Genomic DNA, 16,223 nt, shown 5'->3' with positions numbered 1-16,223 from the left:
GCCCAGCGTCGGAAAGGCGACCTATTTAGGCGCCGGGCACCGCTCCCACCGCGCCGCGCGGGATCCTGATAGGCTCCCGCGCAATGGATCTCGCTGCCTCCTTCCAAGACGCCCAGGCCCGCGTGAAGACCCTCACTCAGGCCCCCTCGAACGACCAACTGCTTGAGCTCTATGCGCTCTACAAGCAGGCCTCGGCGGGCGACGTGACGGGCTCGCGCCCCGGCATGATGGACTTCAAGGGGCGCGCGAAGTTCGACGCATGGGCGGCCAAGAAGGGCACCTCGAAGGACAGCGCCATGACGGCGTACGTCGCGTTGGTCGATCGCCTCGTCAAGTAGGCGTCGGATCGGCGCGCCTCGCCGCCGCCCTCGCGTGGCTGGCGAGGGACACCCTGGAGGCGTAGCCGCGTGACCTCGGACGCTTCCCGTGCGCGAGCGCGCGGCGCCTTCGGGGCCGCGTTGTGTGTATGTTGCACTAACATGTTGCCCGCGCGGCTCGCGCGCCGCCCCGGGTTCGGGCTGCGGGGGCTGCGGGGGGGATGGCGTCATGCGCCTCCACGTGAGGTCGTGCGCTCTCTCTGCTCGACGATCCGCCCGAAGCCTGGGAGAGTCGAGGGATGAGGTTCGCACGGCTCGCGCTCTTGGGGGCGCTCGCACCCTTCCTGATACGCTGCGGCGGTGACGACCCTGGCGCGTCCGGCGACGGCGGCGCGCAGGGGGCCGACGCGCCCACCGCCACGGCCACCGCCACGGCCACCGCGACCGGCACGGGCACCGCGCCCGGCGACGACGGCGGGAGCGGCTTACCCACCACGACGCCCGGGTGTGGTGTGGCGGCGAAGCCGAGCCCAGCCGCCGGCGACAAGAAGACCGTCGACGTGGGCGCGGCGAAGCGCTCGTACGTGCTCTACGTGCCCGCCGGGTACGACCCATCGCGCGCCTACCCCGTGGTCTTCGTGTTCCACGGGATCGGCGCCAACGGCACGCAGATGTCCCAGTTCGTAAAGATGCAAGACTACTCCGCGGGCAACGCCATCGTCGTGTTCCCCGACGGCGCGGGCGGGCGTTGGGACATCGAGGGCGAGCAAGACCTGCTCTTCTTCGACGCTATGCAGAAGAGCCTGGGCGCCACGCTGTGCGTGAACCCGCAGCGGGTGTTCGCGCTCGGCTTCAGCTACGGCGCGTACATGACGAACCACCTGGGCTGCAGGCGTTCGTCGGCGGTGCGCGCGATCGTCGCCGCCGACGGCGGCTTCGCGGACAAGGAGAGCGGGTGCGGCAAGACGTCCGCCCTCGTCTATCACCGCCGCGAGGACGACGACGAGCCGGTGGCGAACGGCGTCGCGGCGCGCGACAAATGGATCGCCATCAACGGGTGCTCCAAGGCCTCGAAGCCCGTCACGCAGTGGGGGCTCGACGCGAAGGGCTGTGTCGCCTACGACGGCTGCCCCGGCGCCGCGCCCGTGCTCTGGTGCGAAGACACGGCGACGAGCCCCTACAAGCACGATCTGCGCGACGTGTACCGAGTGCCCATGTGGAAGTGGATGGAGCACTTCTGAGCGACCCGGCGGGGAGCGCGGTACCGGCCGCCCCGCGTTCCCCCCCGAGCGCAGCGCGGCTACTCCGCGAACATTTTAATGCCGGAGGCCGCCGCGAAGGCCATGCGGTGCGCCTCGGCCCAGTCGGGATGGCGCACATGCACCCACCCGTCCGACAGCAAGGTGTTCTTCCAGTTTCGACGGGGGGTGCCGGGCCGGAGCAGCTGCTCGTCGGTCACCCAGTCGCCGCACGCGCGAAGCCACGCGTCGAGCCCCTCGATGCGCGTGATACGCCCCTCGCCGAGCGCGCGCTTGAACACGATGCCCGCGTTGTACTTGCGCTTGGTGCTCGCCTCGAAGCGCCCGTAGCAGACCACGCGCGCCCACTCGCGAAACAGGTCGATGTCGCACGTGTAGTTCATCTGGTCGACGAGGCACGCGCCGCCTGGGCGACACCCGATTTCGCCGAACACCGCCTCGCCCTTCGAGGTGAGGTACCACTCCATGTGCGTGAAGCCGTCGTCCATGCCGAGCGCGCCGAGCACCTTGCGGCCGAGCGTGACGCCCCCGCGGAGGCGCGGCTGGTACATGTCTTTCACGGTGATGATGACCGGGCTTATCCACTCGACCGTGCGCATCTCGAGCGGCTTGGGGAGATAGGCCGCGATGTTCTCGAACGCGGGGCGCCCCTCGATGCAGACGGTGTCGAAGGTGAACTCCTCGCCTTCGATGAACTCCTCGCAGATGCACTCGGGCACGCCGCGCATGCGCGGGATGAGGTCGTCTAGCTCCTTGTCGGTCGTCGCTTTGTAGGTGTTGGCGCTGCCGGCGCCGTCGATCGGCTTGACGATGAGCGGATAGCCTATCTCCTCCGCGGCGGCGCGGATCTCGCGCTCCCCACGCACGCGCCGCGACCGCGGCACGCGGAGGCCCGCCGCGCGGACACGGTCCTTCATGAGCTGCTTGTCGCGGAACCCGCGCGCGGTGTCGACGCTCATGCCGGGCATTCCCCAGCGTTCGCGGAGCCGCGCCGCGGTGACGACGAGGGGCTCCCAGTTGGTCACGACGCGATCGATCGATTTCCCGCGGAGCCACCGCGACACGCGCGCGATGACGTCGTCCTCGTCCATGATGCGAGGCACCTGGAGGTAGTCGCGCAGGTAGGGACGCAGCGAAGGCGGCACGGCCTCGCGCGGGGTGTCGGCGACGCCGTACACCTCGGCGCCCACCTCGGCGAGCCCGCGCGTGTACTGCTGCATCTCCGGCGGATAGAGGGGCGCAAGGAAGACGACGCGCATCCGGAGGATGTACCACGGCCGCGGTCGCGCGGGGCCGGCCGATGAGGCAGACCGCCACGCAACCTCTGCGTGTCCGAGACCGCGACTCGCGCGAGCTCTGCGCCCGGAGCGCCGGCGCGGCGGACGGCGGGGCCGCCTCGCACGGAGGCGGTTGACGCCGCGGCCCTCGGCGGACCACCCTGCGCGCCATGCCTCGCAACATCGTCTTCGTCGCGCCCTTCCCGGCCGAGACCACCATGCGCTTCCTCCGCGCCGTCGCCGGCCTGCACGACGTGCGGGTGCTCGGCGTCGTGCACACGCCGCCGCAGGGCGCGGACGCGCGCCTCTACCACGACCTCGTGCGGGTCTCCGATCCGCTCTCGGGCCGCGAGCTGCTCGAGGCCGTCGAGGTGCTGCGGCGTCGCCACGGTCAGCCGGCGCGCATCGTGGGCATTCTGGAGGCGCTGATGGTGCAGCTCGCCGAGGCGCGCGCGGCGTTCAACGTGCCCGGCACCTCGCCTCGCACGGCCGACCTCTTCCGCGACAAGGCGCGCATGAAGGACGCGCTCCGCGCCGCCGGCCTGCCCGTCGCGCGGCACAAGCTCGCCACGAACGAGGCAGACGCCCGCGCGTTCGCGGCCGACGTGGGCTTCCCCATCGTGCTGAAGCCGCCGGCGGGTATGGGCGCCAAGGCCACGTTCCGCGTGGGCTCGAACGAGGAGCTGTCCGCCGCGCTCGCGGGGCTGCGCGTGTCCGCCGAGCAGCCCGTGCTCGCCGAGGAGTTCCTGCGCGGCCGCGAGTTCAGCTTCGAGACCATCACGCTCGGGGGCAAGCCACGCGTGTACTCGCTCTCGCACTACCTGCCGAGCTGCCTCGAGGTCCTGGAGAATCCGTGGATCCAGTGGTCGTGTCTCTTGCCGCGCGACATCGAGGGGCCCGAGTACGACGGCGCGCGCACGCTCGGTTTCGCCGCGGTCGAGGCGCTCGGCCTCGACGACGGGTTCACGCACATGGAGTGGTTCCAGCGCGGCGACGGCACCCTCGCGATCGGCGAGATCGCGCAGCGTCCGCCGGGCGCGAACATCTCGCGCATGACCGGCCTCGCGCACGACATCGACCCGTACCGCGGCTGGGCGCGCGCCGTGGTGGACGGCGAGCTCGACGCCCCGTGGCACCGCAAGTACGCGGTCGGCTGCGCCTTCCTCCGGGGCATGGGCCGCGGGCGCGTGGTGGGGGTCTCGGGCGTGCGGGAGACACACGCCGCCGTGGGGCGCCTCGTCGTCGAGGCCGACCTCCCGAAGGAGGGGGCCCCGAAGAGCGACGGCTACGAGGGCGACGGGTACGTCATCGTCCGCGATCCGAGCACCGACGTGGTCAAGCGCGCCCTGAAGACCATCGTCGAGACGATCAAGGTGCACTACATCTAATTCGCCCGCGCCTGACCGCGCTCAGTCGCGGACCGTCGCCACCCGCCGCGCGCGGCTGGCGGCCCCAGCGGGCTCCGCGGCGACCAGCGCCGCGCGCACCGCGTGCTCGCAGCGGTCGACCCGCGCGCCCACGGTGATGTCGCCGTAGCGCACGTTGTCCATCGCCCGCTCGGCGTAGTCGCCGCGCGAGACCACGGCGACGAGCGCGCGCGTCTCGAGGTCGACCACCGCGCCGCCCGAGTCGCCGTGCAGCGTCGCGGCGTGCACCGTAACCGTGTCGGGGCTGGTGGATTTTACGGACCCGCGCGTGACGTGCCGCCGCTTGGCCTCCGCCGTGATCCCGCCCACGGTCTTGGGCCACACGTCGGACCCGAACCCGAGCACCGCGTAGCGCCCGTCGTCGCGGGGGCTCCCGAGGGCCAAGAGCGGCACGTCGGGGGGCACGGGCCGGTCGAGGAGCAGCGCGGCGAGATCGCGCTCTTCGTTCGGTGAAGCTTCGCACACGTGGACGCCGGTGACCGCGACGCGCCCCCACGGGAGGTAGTCGCCGCCGAGCTCGACGTGGAGCGCGCCGGGCACCTTCGGCCGCGAGGTCGCCTCGCGGCTCGCGGTGGTCTCGGTGATGCAGTGCCGCGCCGTCAGCACGACGCGCGGCGCGACGAGCACGCCAGAGCAGGTGCCGCGTCCTATCCACACGCGCACCACGGCGTCGCCGGGTCGCGCGTTGCCCGCGCTCACGCCGCCGAGCGAGGTCTCCTCGAGGACGCGCGCGTTCGTGCGCGAGAATGGCGAGAGCGCCGAGAATGGGTACGCGCACCCGGTGAGCGCGAGCAGGCTCCCCGCGGTCAGGATCTTCGCGACCGTCGAAGGCCCAAGCGAGCGAAGCGGGCTCACTTCAGGGATGTAGCAGCTCGCGCGCCGCGCGCGAGTCGCGGCGGGGCGAGAGGACGCCAAAATGAGGTCAGACCTAGTCCCCTGGAAGCGTGATCCCTTCCAGAAGTCGCGCGGCTCGGCCTTTCGCCACAAGGGCGCGAGGGGGTGTCCCGTTTTCGGCGGCGGTGGGAGGATACTCATGTTCGAGGGTCGGCGTTCTCGCGCGGTCACACCCGAAACCACTGTCCCCTGAGCGCAAAGCGCCGCCTCCACCGCGCGGAACGACGTCCGAGTTGAGGACGGGCCCGCCGCCGCCGAAAACGGGGCACCCCCTCGCTCCTCGGCATGACACCGAAGACCGGACTTCTGATACGAACCACGACTCCAGGGGACTAGCTAGCCGACGGCGCTCGCCTTCGCGAACACCACGAGCTCGTCGCGGTGCACGAGCACGTCGCGGTCATCGTCGGGCTTCGACGCGACCTTGCCCCCGCCCGCCTTCGGCGTGACGGGCGCGCTCGCCTTGGTGCCCGCGACGCGGGTGGCCGCCTCCACCGCGAGCCGAGACAGGCCGCGGCCGAGCTCCACCCCCTCGTGCGACAAGAGGCGCACGGCGTCGCCCGCGCGGAAGTCGCCGCGCACGCCCAGCACACCCACGCTGAGCACGCTCTTGCCTTTCTCGGTGACAGCCCGGGCGGCGCCAGGGTCGAGCACGAGCGCGCCGCGCGGCCGAAGAGTGAACGCGATCCACGCGCGCTTCGCGGAGATGCGCTTCTCGGGCGCCACGAACCACGTGCCCACGTCGTCGCCCGCGAGCACGCGATCGAGCACGTCGCGCGCGCGCGCGTCGGCGATGACCACCTGCGCGCCCGTGAGCGTCGCGAGGCGCGCGGCCTCGAGCTTGCTCGCCATGCCGCCCGTGCCCTCGGCGCTCTTCCCGCTCCGCACGAGGCGCATCGCCTCGTTCGTGATGTCGCGCACCTCGGGCACGCGCTCGCCCTCCGCGTCGAGCAGCCCCGGGATGTCGGACAAGAGCACGAGGAGCTCCGCGTCGACGAGGGGCGCGACCAGCGCCGAGAGCTGGTCGTTGTCGCCGAACTTGATCTCCTCCACCGAGACCGAGTCGTTCTCGTTCAGGACGGGCACCGCGCGCGCGTCGAGCAGCGCGGACAGCGCCGCGCGTGCGTTGTTGACCCGCGCGCGATCGGCGAGATCGGCGTGGGTGAGCAGCACCTGGGCGACCGCGAGTCCGCGCGCGCCGAAGGCCTCCTCGTAGGCGCGCATGAGCAGGCTCTGCCCCGCCGCGGCGGCCGCCTGCAGCTTGGCCATCTCCTTGGGGCGGGTAGGGTAGCCGAGCTTCTTCGCGCCGAGAGCGATGGCCCCGCTCGACACCAGCACGACCGAGCGCCCGCCGGCCTGGGCGCGGGCGACGGCGTCGGCGAGCCGCCCGAACACCTCGCGGTCGCTCGCGAGCGTGCGCGAGCCCACCTTCACCACGACGCGCCGGGCCTTCTGGACGAGCTGCCTCATGGGCCGCTTGTTAGCACGGCGACGGACGAAGGCGGCCCACGCGTCGCGCCGCGCGGCCACGCGCGTGGGCGAGACAGGCCACGCGCAAGCGCCTGACACGATTCCTCTTTTGTCGCCTCGGCGGCGCCGGTCAGGCGAGCGTCGTGAGCAGCTCGTCGAAGGCGGTCTCGACCCTGCGCACGAGCCACGCCGGCACGTTGGCGGCGGAGATGAGCACGCTGTCGATGAGCTGGGTCGTGCCGTCGCGGAGGTCTTCCGGCGCGCGTGGGATCTGAAACTTCTCGCCCTCGCCCTCGGTCGTGAACACGTAGAGCACGGCCTGGTCGATGGCCCGGCGCACGCGGCGCGCCTCCTCGGCGTCGACCCTCACGGCGCGCCCCTTGCGGGCGGTCTCGAGGTAGCGCTGCAGCAGGTGCCCGAGGAGGAACGTGGTCACGCCGAGGCGCACCGGCGCGAGGAACGCGAGCGGCCCGAAGCGCCCGAGCACCTTGGTCGTGGCGAACACCACGGCCTCGGCGACGACGCCGCGCGGGCCCTCGACGCCGCCCGTGCTCGCGAGGATGCGCCTCGCCTCGGGCGTGAGCGACAGCCCGTGGCGGCTCACGATCTCGTGGGCGAGCGCCCCTCGAATGCGACGGGCCACAGCGTCGGGCACCCAGGGCAGGGGCACGACGCCGCTCAGCGTGCCGAGCGCGGTGTATACCCCCATACGGCTCGGCCCGAGGCTCCGCGCGGCCAGCGTGCCTGCGCCCTCACGGGGCTCGAGCGCTTCGTCGTCGTTCGCCATTCCTTCGCGTCTCCTCGTCTCGTCGTCTCGTCGGTCTGTCGGAGCAGTCGGGTGGGTCCGTCGCGCGAGTCTACGCGAGCGCACCCGCGACCGGGGAGAGCTCCACGATGATCGCGCGGTGCTCGAGGGCGAGCGCAAAGAGGTCGCGCGTGCCCTGCGAGCCCGTGAGCTCCACGAAGAGGCGGGGCGGGGAGCCCGACGTCGTGAAGCCGCGCGCTGCGAGCGCGGCCGCGAACGCCTCGGCCTCGCCATGGACACGCATCGCGAAGCGCCGCTCGCGCGCGGCCACATCGCCGGGCGCGCCCTGCGCGAGGACCTCGCTCGCGCCGAGGACGAGCGCCTCGTCGGCGGCGAGGGCGAGCGGGCTCTCGAGGGCGAGGCGAGGGGCGAACAGCGCCCAGCGTATATTGTCAAGTGACTTGACCAGTATGCGCGCGAACCCCCGCGCCTCGTCGTCGGCGAGCCCCGCGGTGGGATCGGCCACGAGCAGCGCGGGGGCGCCGGTCGCGAGGGCCGCTGCCACGACCGTCGCGCGCCTGCCCGTGAGGGCGCACCGGCCGAGCGGCGAGCCGGCGACGGGCTCGAGCCCGAGCGCGCCCAGCGCCTCCGCGGCCCGCTTCCGCGCGAGGCCGGCGTTGGTCGTGGCGAGCCGCGCGCTCCACGCGATGTAGGCTCGGGGCGTGAGCTCTGGGGGCAGCGGCGGATCGAGCGGCGCGATCGCGACGGTCGACGCGCGGGCCGCGTGCTCGGGCGTGTGGCCGCCCAGCAGAAGGGCCCCGCGGCGCGGCGCGAGCTCGCGGAGGGCCGCGCGCAGCACCGGCCAGGACCCACCGAAGACGAGCACCTTGTCGCCCTGGGTCTCGAACGTGAGCCCCTCGACGACGACGCTCGCGCCCTCGTCGAGGCGCAGATCGGTCGCGGCGAGAAGCGGAGCGCTCACGGCGTCCACGGTACCACGGAGCGCGGCGACGAGGCGCGGGCGCCGGTCTCCGCGTCGCCCCAGCCCACGCGAACGAGTGGGCTCGGTTCTTGCTCCCTGACAGCGCACCCGATGACCCCCAAGCCCCCATCTTCGTGCCCTGCGTCGCGCCCCGCGTCGGGTGCGCCGCGCCCCGCGCCGCGCCCGTTCGCGCGCGCCCTCGCGCGCGTGCTGCTGCCCGAGGCCCAGCGCGAGCGCGTCGCGAGGCTTCAGTACGACGACGCGGGTCACGGCTACGACGCCCTCGGGCTCCACCCCGACTGGGTCGCCGCGGGCCTCGGCGCCTTCCGGTTCCTCTACGAGTCGTATTTTCGAGTCGAGTCCCACGGCACCGAGCACCTGCCGGCGCGTGGCCCGGCGATCCTGGTCTCCAACCACAGCGGCACCCTCCCGCTCGACGGCGCGATGATCTACCTCGACGTGCAGCGCCACACCGAGCCGCCGCGCGTGCCGCGGACCATCGTCGATCGCTTCGTGCCGCTGCTGCCCTTCGCGGGCCTCTTCTTTGCGCGCGCGGGCGCGGCGCCTGGCACCCGCGAAAACCTGCGCTTCCTGCTCGAGGCGGGCGAGCTCGTGCTCATCTTCCCCGAGGGCACGCCGGGCGTGGGCAAGCGCTTCCGTGAGCGCTACCGCTTGCAGGGCTGGCGGGTGGGCCACGCCGAGACGGCGATCGCCCACGGGGTGCCCATCGTCCCGGTCGCGGTGATCGGCGCGGAGGAGCAGTGGCCGCAGCTCGCCCGCCTCCCGATACGCGTGCTCGGCGCGCCCTACCTGCCCGTGCCCGCGACGCCGCTCCCGCTGCCGGTCCGCTACCACATCCACTACGGAGCCCCGATCCACTTCGGCTACGCCCCGGAGGACGCGCGCCGGCCCGAGATCGTGCAGCGCGCCGCCGACCGGACGCGCGCGGCCGTCGAGGCCCTCATCGCGCGGGGCCTGCGGGAACGGAAGGGCGTGTTCCAGTGAGCGGGGTGTTGCTGACAGGGGCGACCACGCCCTACGGGCGCGCCCTCGCGCGGGGACTGCTGGCGGAGCCAGGGCTCTGCCCCGTGCTCGCGGTGGGGGCCGAGTCGAATGAGGAGGCCGCGCGGCTCTTGCCGGCCGATCCGCGGCTCACCTACGTGCGTGCGGATCTCACCCGGCCGCGGGACCTCCAGACCTTGCTCGGCGGACCGGCCCGCGAGCTCGGGCTACGCGCCGTCGTGCATGGCGCATGGCACCGGCGCGCGGCCGACGCGGGCCGGAAGATCAGGCAGCTCAACGTGGACTCGACGCGGGAGCTGCTGCGGCTCTCCGAAGAGCACCCCACGATCGACCACTTCGTCTTTCGCAGCTACGCCGACGTCTACCGCATCGACCCCGACGAACCGGTGCTGATCGCCGAAGAGCACCCGCTGCGCCTCGTCGGCGGGATGCCGCAGATCGAGCGCGATCGCCTCGAGGCCGACGTGACGGTGTGCATGCGCATGGGCATGTCACGGCTGTCGATCGCGGTGCTCCGCTTCGCCGAGTTGCTCGCGCCCGCCTCGGGCAGCCAGCTCTTCGACTACCTGTCGTCCAAGGTGTGCTTTCGTCCCATCGGCTTCGACCCGATGCTCTCGCTGCTCTCGATCGACGACGCTGTGTCGGCGACGCTCGCGGCGTTGCGGTCGCCTCGCGCGGTCGACGGCGCGGCGCCGCGCGGGGGGCTTGGCGAGGGGCCGCGCCCGACCGGCATCTTCAACATCGTCGGTCGGGACGTGTTGCCGCTCTCCCGCGCCGTGGAGCTCGCGCGCCGCGTGTCGATCCCGGTCCCGGGGCCGCTCCTGCGGCCGCTCTACGGCCTGCGCCAGCGGGCGATCCACGCGGAGTTTCGGTACGATTCGAACGCGCTGCGCTTCCACCTGAGCGGCGTCCTGGACGGGCGGCGGGCGCGTGACGTGCTCGGCTACGTGCCCCGCGTCCCGATCGACTGGGAGGCCATCGCGCAGACCGCGGGCGCCTCGCGCCGGCCGTGAGGCGACATCGCGCGGGCGGTGTGTGTGGCGCAGACTCTGCGCGAGGCACGCACGCGCTGCGTGATCGGTCGCCTTCAACGCGCGCGAAAGCGGCCGAACACGAACGACTGCGACGAGCCCCACGGGGTCGTGTGCAGGAGGTGGCGCGACTCCACGTGCTCGAGCACGGGGGCGAGCTCCTCCGCCAGCCCCTCGGCCGAGTACCGCCGCACGGGCAGGTCGCTGCAGCGCTCGGGGCCGTCGAGGGCGAAGGTGCCCACGATGGCGTGCGCACCGGGCGCGAGGGCCGCGCCGAGCGCCCGCAAGTACCCCGCGCGCGCCTCGGGCTCGACGAGGAAGTGGAACACGGCGCGATCATGCCAGAGCGCGTAGGTGCGGGTCGGTGACCACGCCGCCACGTCGGCCACGACCTCCCGCACGCGCGGCTCGTCGCCGAGGCGGGCCCGGGTGACGGCCAGCGCCTCGCTCGCGAGGTCGAGCAGGGTGACGTCGGTGAAGCCCGCGCCGAGGAGGCCATCGACCAGCAGCGAGGCCCCGGCCCCCACGTCGAGGAGCGGCGCGCCGGGAGGGAGACCGCACGCGCGCACGAGGTCGAGCGAGGTGGAGACGTCGGCCTGGTACCACGACACCCTGTCGGCCGGCTTGGTGCGGTAAATCGTGTTCCAGTGGTCTTCGCGGGTGGTCATCGCCTTCGTCTCTTGGGGTACGTCGCGCCTCGAGGACGCGGCAGGTCTTCGCGATGAATGGTCACTCCCCGCCGCGAGCGCAAGCCCACACTCGCCCGGCGGCCTCGGCGGACGCTGTGTCGGGGCTTGCACGAGGCCTCGCCGGCCCTCCTCGCGGCTTCACGCGACCGCGCGGCGGCACGGCGCGGGGGCGGTGAGGTAGCATCGGCCCGATGGCCATCTACGACGTCCCGTTGCCGCCGCTCGGCAGCGTCGAGCCTGGGGCGACCCTCCACTACTTGCACGGCGAGGCTCGCGCGACCCCCGCGACCGCGGCGCTGATCGAGGGGTACGTGCGCGCGCTTCGCGCCGACGGTGTCCCCGTCGACCGGGCGTTCTATGTCATCCCCACGCTGCACCCGCAGGTCGCCGCGTGGAACTTCGTGTGGGAGGGCGAGGGCCGGCCCGTCCGCGAGATCGCCCGCGCGTGGGCTGCGGTCCTTGGCGCCGAGTTCGCCGCGAGCCCGCTCCGCAGCATCCAGCTCGGCACCCACGCCGTGATCCGCCGGCCGCTCGCCGACCCCGCGTGCCCCGCCGACTTCGCGATCGTCGGTGATCTCCGGGCGGACGGCTTCACCGACTACCTGATCGCGGGCACGCGCCACACGGTGAGCGCGGGGTTCGGCGCGGTGAGCGTGGCCACGCGCGCGCCGGGCGGCTTCACCGACGAGGCGCTCGCGCTCGTGCTGTCGACCGTCGGGTGGCTCGAGCCCATCCTCGACGCCCACGTGATGGCCCGCATCGCGCGCACCCTCCTCACGACCTACCTCGGCGCCGACGCGGGCGCGCGGGTGCTGCGAGGCGCGGTGAAGCGCGGCGACGGCGAGCCCATCCACGCGGCGGTCTCGTTCACCGATTTGCGCGACTTCACGGTCCTCTCCGACCGCCTCGCGAGCGCCGAGCTCCTGGCGCTGCTGAACGACTACTTCGACTGCGTCGTGGGCGCGGTGCAGGCGCACGGTGGCGAGGTGCTGAAGTTCGTCGGCGACGCGGTGCTCGCGGTGTTCCGCTCTTCGGTGGGCGACGAGCGCCGCGCGTGCCTCGCCGCCCTCGCCGCGGCGCGAGAGGCCTTCGAGCGCGCGCAGGCGAAGAACGCCGCGCGCGCCGGGAGCGCGCTCCTCGAGTTCGGCACGTCGATCCACCTCGGCGAGGTGATGTACGGGAACATCGGCGGCCCCGACCGCCTCGACTTCACTGTGATCGGGCCGGCGGTGAACCTGGCCAGCCGTATCCAGGGGTTGTGTCGTGCGCTCGACCGGCCGCTCCTGGTGAGCCAGGCGTTCGTCGACGCGACCGGCGTCGCGTGCGAGGACCTCGGCGCGCAGCGCCTGAAGGGCGTCGCCCAGGACGTGCACATTTGGAGCCCGGGGCCCCTGCCCACCACGTGAACGCGAGCGGTCCGGCCGCGCGGGCTTGACCCGGTGCTGTATTTAACCTATTTGTTAATTAACAAATGGGTTAACTATGTCCTCCGACCCCCTCAGCCGCACGTTCGCCGCCCTCGCGCACCCCACGCGGCGGGCCATTCTGGCGCGCCTCGGCCAGGGCGAGGCGTCGGTGCAGGAGCTGGCGCGGCCCTTCGACCTGAGCGCGCCCGCCATCTCGCGGCACCTCAAGGTGCTCGAGGAGAGCGGGCTCATCACTCGCGGCCGAAACGCCCAGTGGCGCCCGTGCCGGCTCGACGCGCGCCCGCTCGACGAGGCGGTCGACTGGATCGAGCACACCCGCCGCGAGCTCGAGGCTCGCTTCGATCGGCTCGACGCCTACCTGCACGAGCTCCAGCGCACATCACCGGCCCCCGCGGCCACGCCCCCCACGCCACTCGACACGCCCGATCCGAAAGAGAGCCCATGAGCGATCCGACCAATCCCTTCAGCATCTCCCGCGTCTTCCGCGCGCCCCGCCCGCTCGTCTACCAAATGCACACCGACGCCCTGCACCTCGCGCGCTGGATGGGGCCCGCGGGCGCGAAGGTCATCAAGCTCGACCTCGACATCCGGCCGGGCGGCGAGTGCCACTACGGGTACACGGACGAGAAGGGCGAGAAGACCTGGGGCAAGCAGCTCTACCGCGAGGTCGTCCCCGACCAGAAGCTCGTCTTCCTCCAGAGCTTCTCCGACGAGCACGGCGCCCTCTGCCGTCACCCGATGGCTGCGACGTGGCCACTGCAAATGATGGCCACCACCACCTTCGAAGACGCGGGGCCCGGCGAGACCAAGGTCACGGTCACCTGGCAGCCCTACGAGGCCGAGGCCGAGGCCTTGGCCATGTTCGACGGCGCGCGAGGCGGCATGACGCAGGGGTTCGGCGGCATGTTCGCGAGCCTCGATCGCTACCTCGACGAGACCGAGCGCGAGATCCGCCTCGAGCGGGTGGTCGCCGCGCCGCGCGCCCTCGTGTGGAAGGTGTTCACCGATCCGGAGCACGTGAACAAGTGGTGGGGGCCCAACGGGTTCACCAACGTGGGCGTCGAGCAAGACGTGCGCGTGGGCGGCGTGTGGAAGTTCGAGATGGTAGGTCCCGACGGCAAGCGCTGGCCGAACAAGGCGACGTACGTCGAGCTCACCGAGCCCGAGCGCATCGTGTACGACCACGGCGACTGGGAGACCGTGATGTTCCGCGCCGAGATCACGCTCACCGCGGAAGGTGACGGGCGTGACGGGCGTGACGCCAAGACGCGCGTCTCGATGCGGCTCGTGTGCACCTCGCGCGAGCTGCGCGACGAGAAGGTCTCGGGCTTCGCGATCGAGGGCGGGCGTCAGCACCTGGGGAACCTCAGCGACTACCTGGGGGCGCTGCAAGCGAGCTGAGGCCGGTCGCGGAGTCGGCCGCGCCGACGCGCGGCCGCCGCTGTGCTTGTGCGCCGCAGCACACGTGTGTGCGCACGTGATGAACGGACCCTGTCTGTGAAGGCGCGCAAAAATATTGCGTTGCACAAATTGTTGCAGGTGCACATACTGGGTTCTGCGCGAGACCCCGCGCCACCCAGACCATGCTCTACCGCCTTCATGAGCTCCAGCGCACGTGCCTCGACCCGGTGGCGCGCGTCTCTTTCGCTACCGCCCGCCTCCTCACCCACGAGAAGAGCCCGCTCTCTCATGTGCCCGGCGCGCGCGTGGTCGGGGCCGGGCACGCGCTGCTCCACCGGCTGACGAGGCGCTACGAGAAGCCCGCGTTCGGCCTCGACCGCGTCTCGGTCGGCGGCGCCGCCGCCGGCGAGGTGCGCGTCACCGAGGAGGTCGTGCACGCCGAGCCGTTCTGCCGGCTCGTGCGGTTCGTCCGCGAGACCGCCGACCCCGCGCTGGCCCAGCGCCTCCGCGCCCAGCCGAAGGTGCTGCTCTGCGCCCCGCTCTCGGGGCACCACGCGACGCTCTTGCGCGACACGGTGCGCTCGCTGCTCGCCGACCACGACGTCTACGTCACCGACTGGGTCTGCGCCCGCGAGGTGCCCGTGGCGCAGGGGTCGTTCAGCCTCGACGACTACGTGCACACGGTGCAGCGGCTCGTGCGTCTGCTCGGCGCGGCAACACTCCACGTCGTCGCCGTGTGCCAGCCCACCGTGCCGGTGCTCGCCGCGATCGCCCTGCTCGCGCAGGCCGGCGAGGCCACGCCCCGCTCCCTCACCCTCATGGGCGGCCCGGTCGACGCGCGCCGGAACCCGACCGAGGTGAACCGGCTCGCGACCGAGCGATCGCTGGCGTGGTTCGAGCGCACGCTCATCAAGACCGTCCCGGGGCGCTATCCGGGCCGCGGGCGCCGCGTTTACCCGGGGTTTTTGCAGCTCTCCGCGTTCGTGGCGATGAACCCGTCGCGGCACATCGACGCCCACGTCGAGTACTGGCTCGGGCACCTCACGGGGAGCGACGGCGACGCGAAGCGCGCGTCGCACGAGCGCTTCTACGACGACTACAACGCCGTGCTCGACATGGACGCGCCCTATTACCTGGAGACCGTGCGGCTCGTGTTCCAGGAGTTCGCGCTCGCGCGGGGCACGTGGGACGTGGCCGGCGAGCGCGTCAGGCCCGCCGCCATCCGCGATACGGCGCTGCTCACCATCGAAGGCGCCGACGACGACATCGCCGGCCTCGGGCAGACCCAGGCCGCCCACGCGCTGTGCGCGGGCGTGCCCGACGAGCACCGGCGCCACCACGTGGCGGCCGGGTGTGGCCACTACGGAGTGTTCTCCGGGCGGCGATGGCGCGAGTCGATCTACCCCATCGTGCGCGATTTCGTCGGTGCGCGCAGCGGTAGGGACCACGCTCAGGAAAGGGTGTAAGCTGCATGCTATCCGGGAAGACAGCGGTCGTCACGGGCTCGACCAGCGGCATTGGCCTTGGCATCGCGAGGGTGCTGGCGGCGCACGGCGCGCACGTGGTGCTGAACGGCTTCGGCGAAGAGAGCCGGCCGCGGCGCGAGGTGGAGGCCGCGGCGCGGCCCGGCGCGCGCGTGGGGTATCACGGCGCCGACATGAGCCGCGCGTCCGACATCGAGGACCTCGCGCGGTACGCCGAGGTCGAGTTCGGCGGCATCGACGTGCTCGTGAACAACGCCGGCATCCAGCACGTGGCGAGCGTGGAGGACTTCCCGGTCGACTGCTGGGACTCGGTCCTCGCGGTGAACCTCACCTCCGCGTTCCACACGACGCGGCTCGCGCTGCCCCACATGAAGCGGAACGACTGGGGGCGAATCGTCAACGTCGCGTCGGTGCACGGCCTCGTGGCCTCGCCGCAGAAGGCCGCGTACGTGGCCGCCAAGCACGGCCTCGTGGGGCTCACGAAGGTGACGGCGCTCGAGACCGCGCGCACCGGCGTGACGTGCAACGCGGTGTGCCCCGGCTGGGTGCTCACGCCGCTCGTCGAGGCGCAGGTCGACGCGCGCGCGGCGAAGGACGACACCGACAAGGAGACCGCGAAGCGCGCCCTGCTCTGCGAGAAGCAGCCGTCGGGCGACTTCGTGACTACGTCGCAGCTGGCGCAGCTGGTCGGGTTTTTGTGCAGCGACGCCGCGAGCCAGGTGCGCGGCGTGGCCTGGAACATGGACGGCGGCTGGGCCGCGCAGTAGCGGAGCGCGAGGGCGTGGACCCTCGCCGTC

At 72.5% G+C, this 16,223-nt stretch carries 16 protein-coding genes and 1 pseudogene; 11 read left to right on the top strand and 6 right to left on the bottom strand.

Going from position 1 to position 16,223, the window contains the following annotated elements:
• Positions 1–83: 83 nt before the first annotated feature.
• Complete coding sequence (locus IPQ09_08775; protein ID MBL0194296.1) at positions 84–338, top strand: acyl-CoA-binding protein; 255 nt, start codon at positions 84–86, stop codon at positions 336–338.
• 278 nt (positions 339–616) lie between these two features.
• Entirely contained in the window at positions 617–1,558 is a 942-nt protein-coding gene (locus IPQ09_08770; GenBank protein MBL0194295.1) for a hypothetical protein, read from the top strand.
• Positions 1,559–1,617: 59 nt separating this feature from the next.
• On the opposite strand, the gene IPQ09_08765 is transcribed toward IPQ09_08770, so the two are convergent.
• A complete protein-coding gene (locus IPQ09_08765; GenBank protein ID MBL0194294.1) occupies positions 1,618–2,835 on the bottom strand; it encodes an ATP-grasp domain-containing protein in 1,218 nt (405 codons plus the stop codon).
• Between the two features lie 188 nt (positions 2,836–3,023).
• Between IPQ09_08765 and IPQ09_08760 the strand changes: the two genes are divergently transcribed.
• Positions 3,024–4,241, top strand: coding sequence for an ATP-grasp domain-containing protein (locus IPQ09_08760; GenBank protein MBL0194293.1), 1,218 nt, complete (start codon positions 3,024–3,026; stop codon positions 4,239–4,241).
• A 21-nt stretch (positions 4,242–4,262) separates the two neighbouring features.
• On the opposite strand, the gene IPQ09_08755 is transcribed toward IPQ09_08760, so the two are convergent.
• From IPQ09_08755 to IPQ09_08740, 4 genes are all read right to left on the bottom strand, one after another.
• Entirely contained in the window at positions 4,263–5,135 is an 873-nt protein-coding gene (locus IPQ09_08755; protein ID MBL0194292.1) for a trypsin-like peptidase domain-containing protein, read from the bottom strand.
• A 375-nt stretch (positions 5,136–5,510) separates the two neighbouring features.
• Positions 5,511–6,644, bottom strand: coding sequence for a glutamate 5-kinase (proB, locus tag IPQ09_08750; protein ID MBL0194291.1), 1,134 nt, complete (start codon positions 6,642–6,644; stop codon positions 5,511–5,513).
• Between the two features lie 130 nt (positions 6,645–6,774).
• Positions 6,775–7,431 (bottom strand): hypothetical protein, encoded by a 657-nt coding sequence (locus IPQ09_08745; protein MBL0194290.1) that lies wholly within the window; start codon positions 7,429–7,431, stop codon positions 6,775–6,777.
• Between the two features lie 70 nt (positions 7,432–7,501).
• On the bottom strand, positions 7,502–8,371 hold the full coding sequence (locus IPQ09_08740; protein MBL0194289.1) for a hypothetical protein: 870 nt from the start codon (positions 8,369–8,371) through the stop codon (positions 7,502–7,504).
• A gap of 111 nt (positions 8,372–8,482) precedes the next feature.
• Between IPQ09_08740 and IPQ09_08735 the strand changes: the two genes are divergently transcribed.
• Positions 8,483–9,376, top strand: coding sequence for an acyltransferase family protein (locus tag IPQ09_08735; GenBank protein ID MBL0194288.1), 894 nt, complete (start codon positions 8,483–8,485; stop codon positions 9,374–9,376).
• A gap of 5 nt (positions 9,377–9,381) precedes the next feature.
• Positions 9,382–10,407, top strand: coding sequence for a hypothetical protein (locus IPQ09_08730; protein ID MBL0194287.1), 1,026 nt, complete (start codon positions 9,382–9,384; stop codon positions 10,405–10,407).
• A gap of 74 nt (positions 10,408–10,481) precedes the next feature.
• Here IPQ09_08730 and IPQ09_08725 read toward each other — a convergent pair whose 3' ends face one another.
• Entirely contained in the window at positions 10,482–11,093 is a 612-nt protein-coding gene (locus IPQ09_08725) for a class I SAM-dependent methyltransferase (protein MBL0194286.1), read from the bottom strand.
• Positions 11,094–11,305: 212 nt separating this feature from the next.
• Here IPQ09_08725 and IPQ09_08720 point away from each other — a divergent pair, with 212 nt between their 5' ends.
• The 6 genes and pseudogenes from IPQ09_08720 (at position 11,306) to IPQ09_08695 (ending at position 16,193) form a co-directional block, all read left to right on the top strand.
• The gene (locus tag IPQ09_08720) at positions 11,306–12,520 is read left to right on the top strand and encodes an adenylate/guanylate cyclase domain-containing protein (protein ID MBL0194285.1); all 1,215 of its coding nucleotides are present in this window, start codon (positions 11,306–11,308) and stop codon (positions 12,518–12,520) included.
• 76 nt (positions 12,521–12,596) lie between these two features.
• Positions 12,597–12,986 carry a winged helix-turn-helix transcriptional regulator gene (locus tag IPQ09_08715; GenBank protein ID MBL0194284.1) on the top strand — a complete coding sequence of 130 codons (390 nt, stop codon included), beginning with the start codon at positions 12,597–12,599 and terminating at the stop codon, positions 12,984–12,986.
• Positions 12,983–13,471: pseudogene (locus IPQ09_08710) on the top strand (SRPBCC domain-containing protein). The gene IPQ09_08715 and the pseudogene IPQ09_08710 overlap by 4 nt, the downstream one beginning before the upstream one ends.
• Positions 13,445–13,942 (top strand): SRPBCC domain-containing protein, encoded by a 498-nt coding sequence (locus IPQ09_08705; protein ID MBL0194283.1) that lies wholly within the window; start codon positions 13,445–13,447, stop codon positions 13,940–13,942. Before IPQ09_08710 ends, IPQ09_08705 begins: the two are co-directional and overlap by 27 nt.
• A 182-nt stretch (positions 13,943–14,124) precedes the next feature.
• Entirely contained in the window at positions 14,125–15,408 is a 1,284-nt protein-coding gene (locus tag IPQ09_08700; protein ID MBL0194282.1) for a polyhydroxyalkanoate depolymerase, read from the top strand.
• Positions 15,409–15,413: 5 nt separating this feature from the next.
• Entirely contained in the window at positions 15,414–16,193 is a 780-nt protein-coding gene (locus IPQ09_08695; protein MBL0194281.1) for a 3-hydroxybutyrate dehydrogenase, read from the top strand.
• The last annotated feature ends 30 nt before the right edge of the window (positions 16,194–16,223 follow it).

Source organism: Myxococcales bacterium (genome assembly GCA_016720545.1).
Classification (GTDB): domain Bacteria; phylum Myxococcota_A; class Polyangia; order Polyangiales; family Polyangiaceae; genus JAAFHV01.
Note: the sequence above shows the minus strand (reverse complement) of the source record. Positions and strands in the feature narration are given on the sequence as shown.

What these genes read in the sequence shown, in the direction of transcription:
- IPQ09_08700 (MBL0194282.1), top strand. Translation starts at nt 14,125, where the DNA reads ATGCTCTACCGCCTTCATGAGCTCCAGCGCACGTGCCTCGACCCGGTG.
- IPQ09_08705 (MBL0194283.1), top strand. Translation starts at nt 13,445, where the DNA reads ATGTTCGCGAGCCTCGATCGCTACCTCGACGAGACCGAGCGCGAGATC.
- IPQ09_08725 (MBL0194286.1), bottom strand. Translation starts at nt 11,093, where the DNA reads ATGACCACCCGCGAAGACCACTGGAACACGATTTACCGCACCAAGCCG.
- IPQ09_08695 (MBL0194281.1), top strand. Translation starts at nt 15,414, where the DNA reads ATGCTATCCGGGAAGACAGCGGTCGTCACGGGCTCGACCAGCGGCATT.
- IPQ09_08765 (MBL0194294.1), bottom strand. Translation starts at nt 2,835, where the DNA reads ATGCGCGTCGTCTTCCTTGCGCCCCTCTATCCGCCGGAGATGCAGCAG.
- IPQ09_08775 (MBL0194296.1), top strand. Translation starts at nt 84, where the DNA reads ATGGATCTCGCTGCCTCCTTCCAAGACGCCCAGGCCCGCGTGAAGACC.
- IPQ09_08745 (MBL0194290.1), bottom strand. Translation starts at nt 7,431, where the DNA reads ATGGCGAACGACGACGAAGCGCTCGAGCCCCGTGAGGGCGCAGGCACG.
- proB (MBL0194291.1), bottom strand. Translation starts at nt 6,644, where the DNA reads ATGAGGCAGCTCGTCCAGAAGGCCCGGCGCGTCGTGGTGAAGGTGGGC.
- IPQ09_08715 (MBL0194284.1), top strand. Translation starts at nt 12,597, where the DNA reads ATGTCCTCCGACCCCCTCAGCCGCACGTTCGCCGCCCTCGCGCACCCC.
- IPQ09_08735 (MBL0194288.1), top strand. Translation starts at nt 8,483, where the DNA reads ATGACCCCCAAGCCCCCATCTTCGTGCCCTGCGTCGCGCCCCGCGTCG.
- IPQ09_08760 (MBL0194293.1), top strand. Translation starts at nt 3,024, where the DNA reads ATGCCTCGCAACATCGTCTTCGTCGCGCCCTTCCCGGCCGAGACCACC.
- IPQ09_08720 (MBL0194285.1), top strand. Translation starts at nt 11,306, where the DNA reads ATGGCCATCTACGACGTCCCGTTGCCGCCGCTCGGCAGCGTCGAGCCT.
- IPQ09_08770 (MBL0194295.1), top strand. Translation starts at nt 617, where the DNA reads ATGAGGTTCGCACGGCTCGCGCTCTTGGGGGCGCTCGCACCCTTCCTG.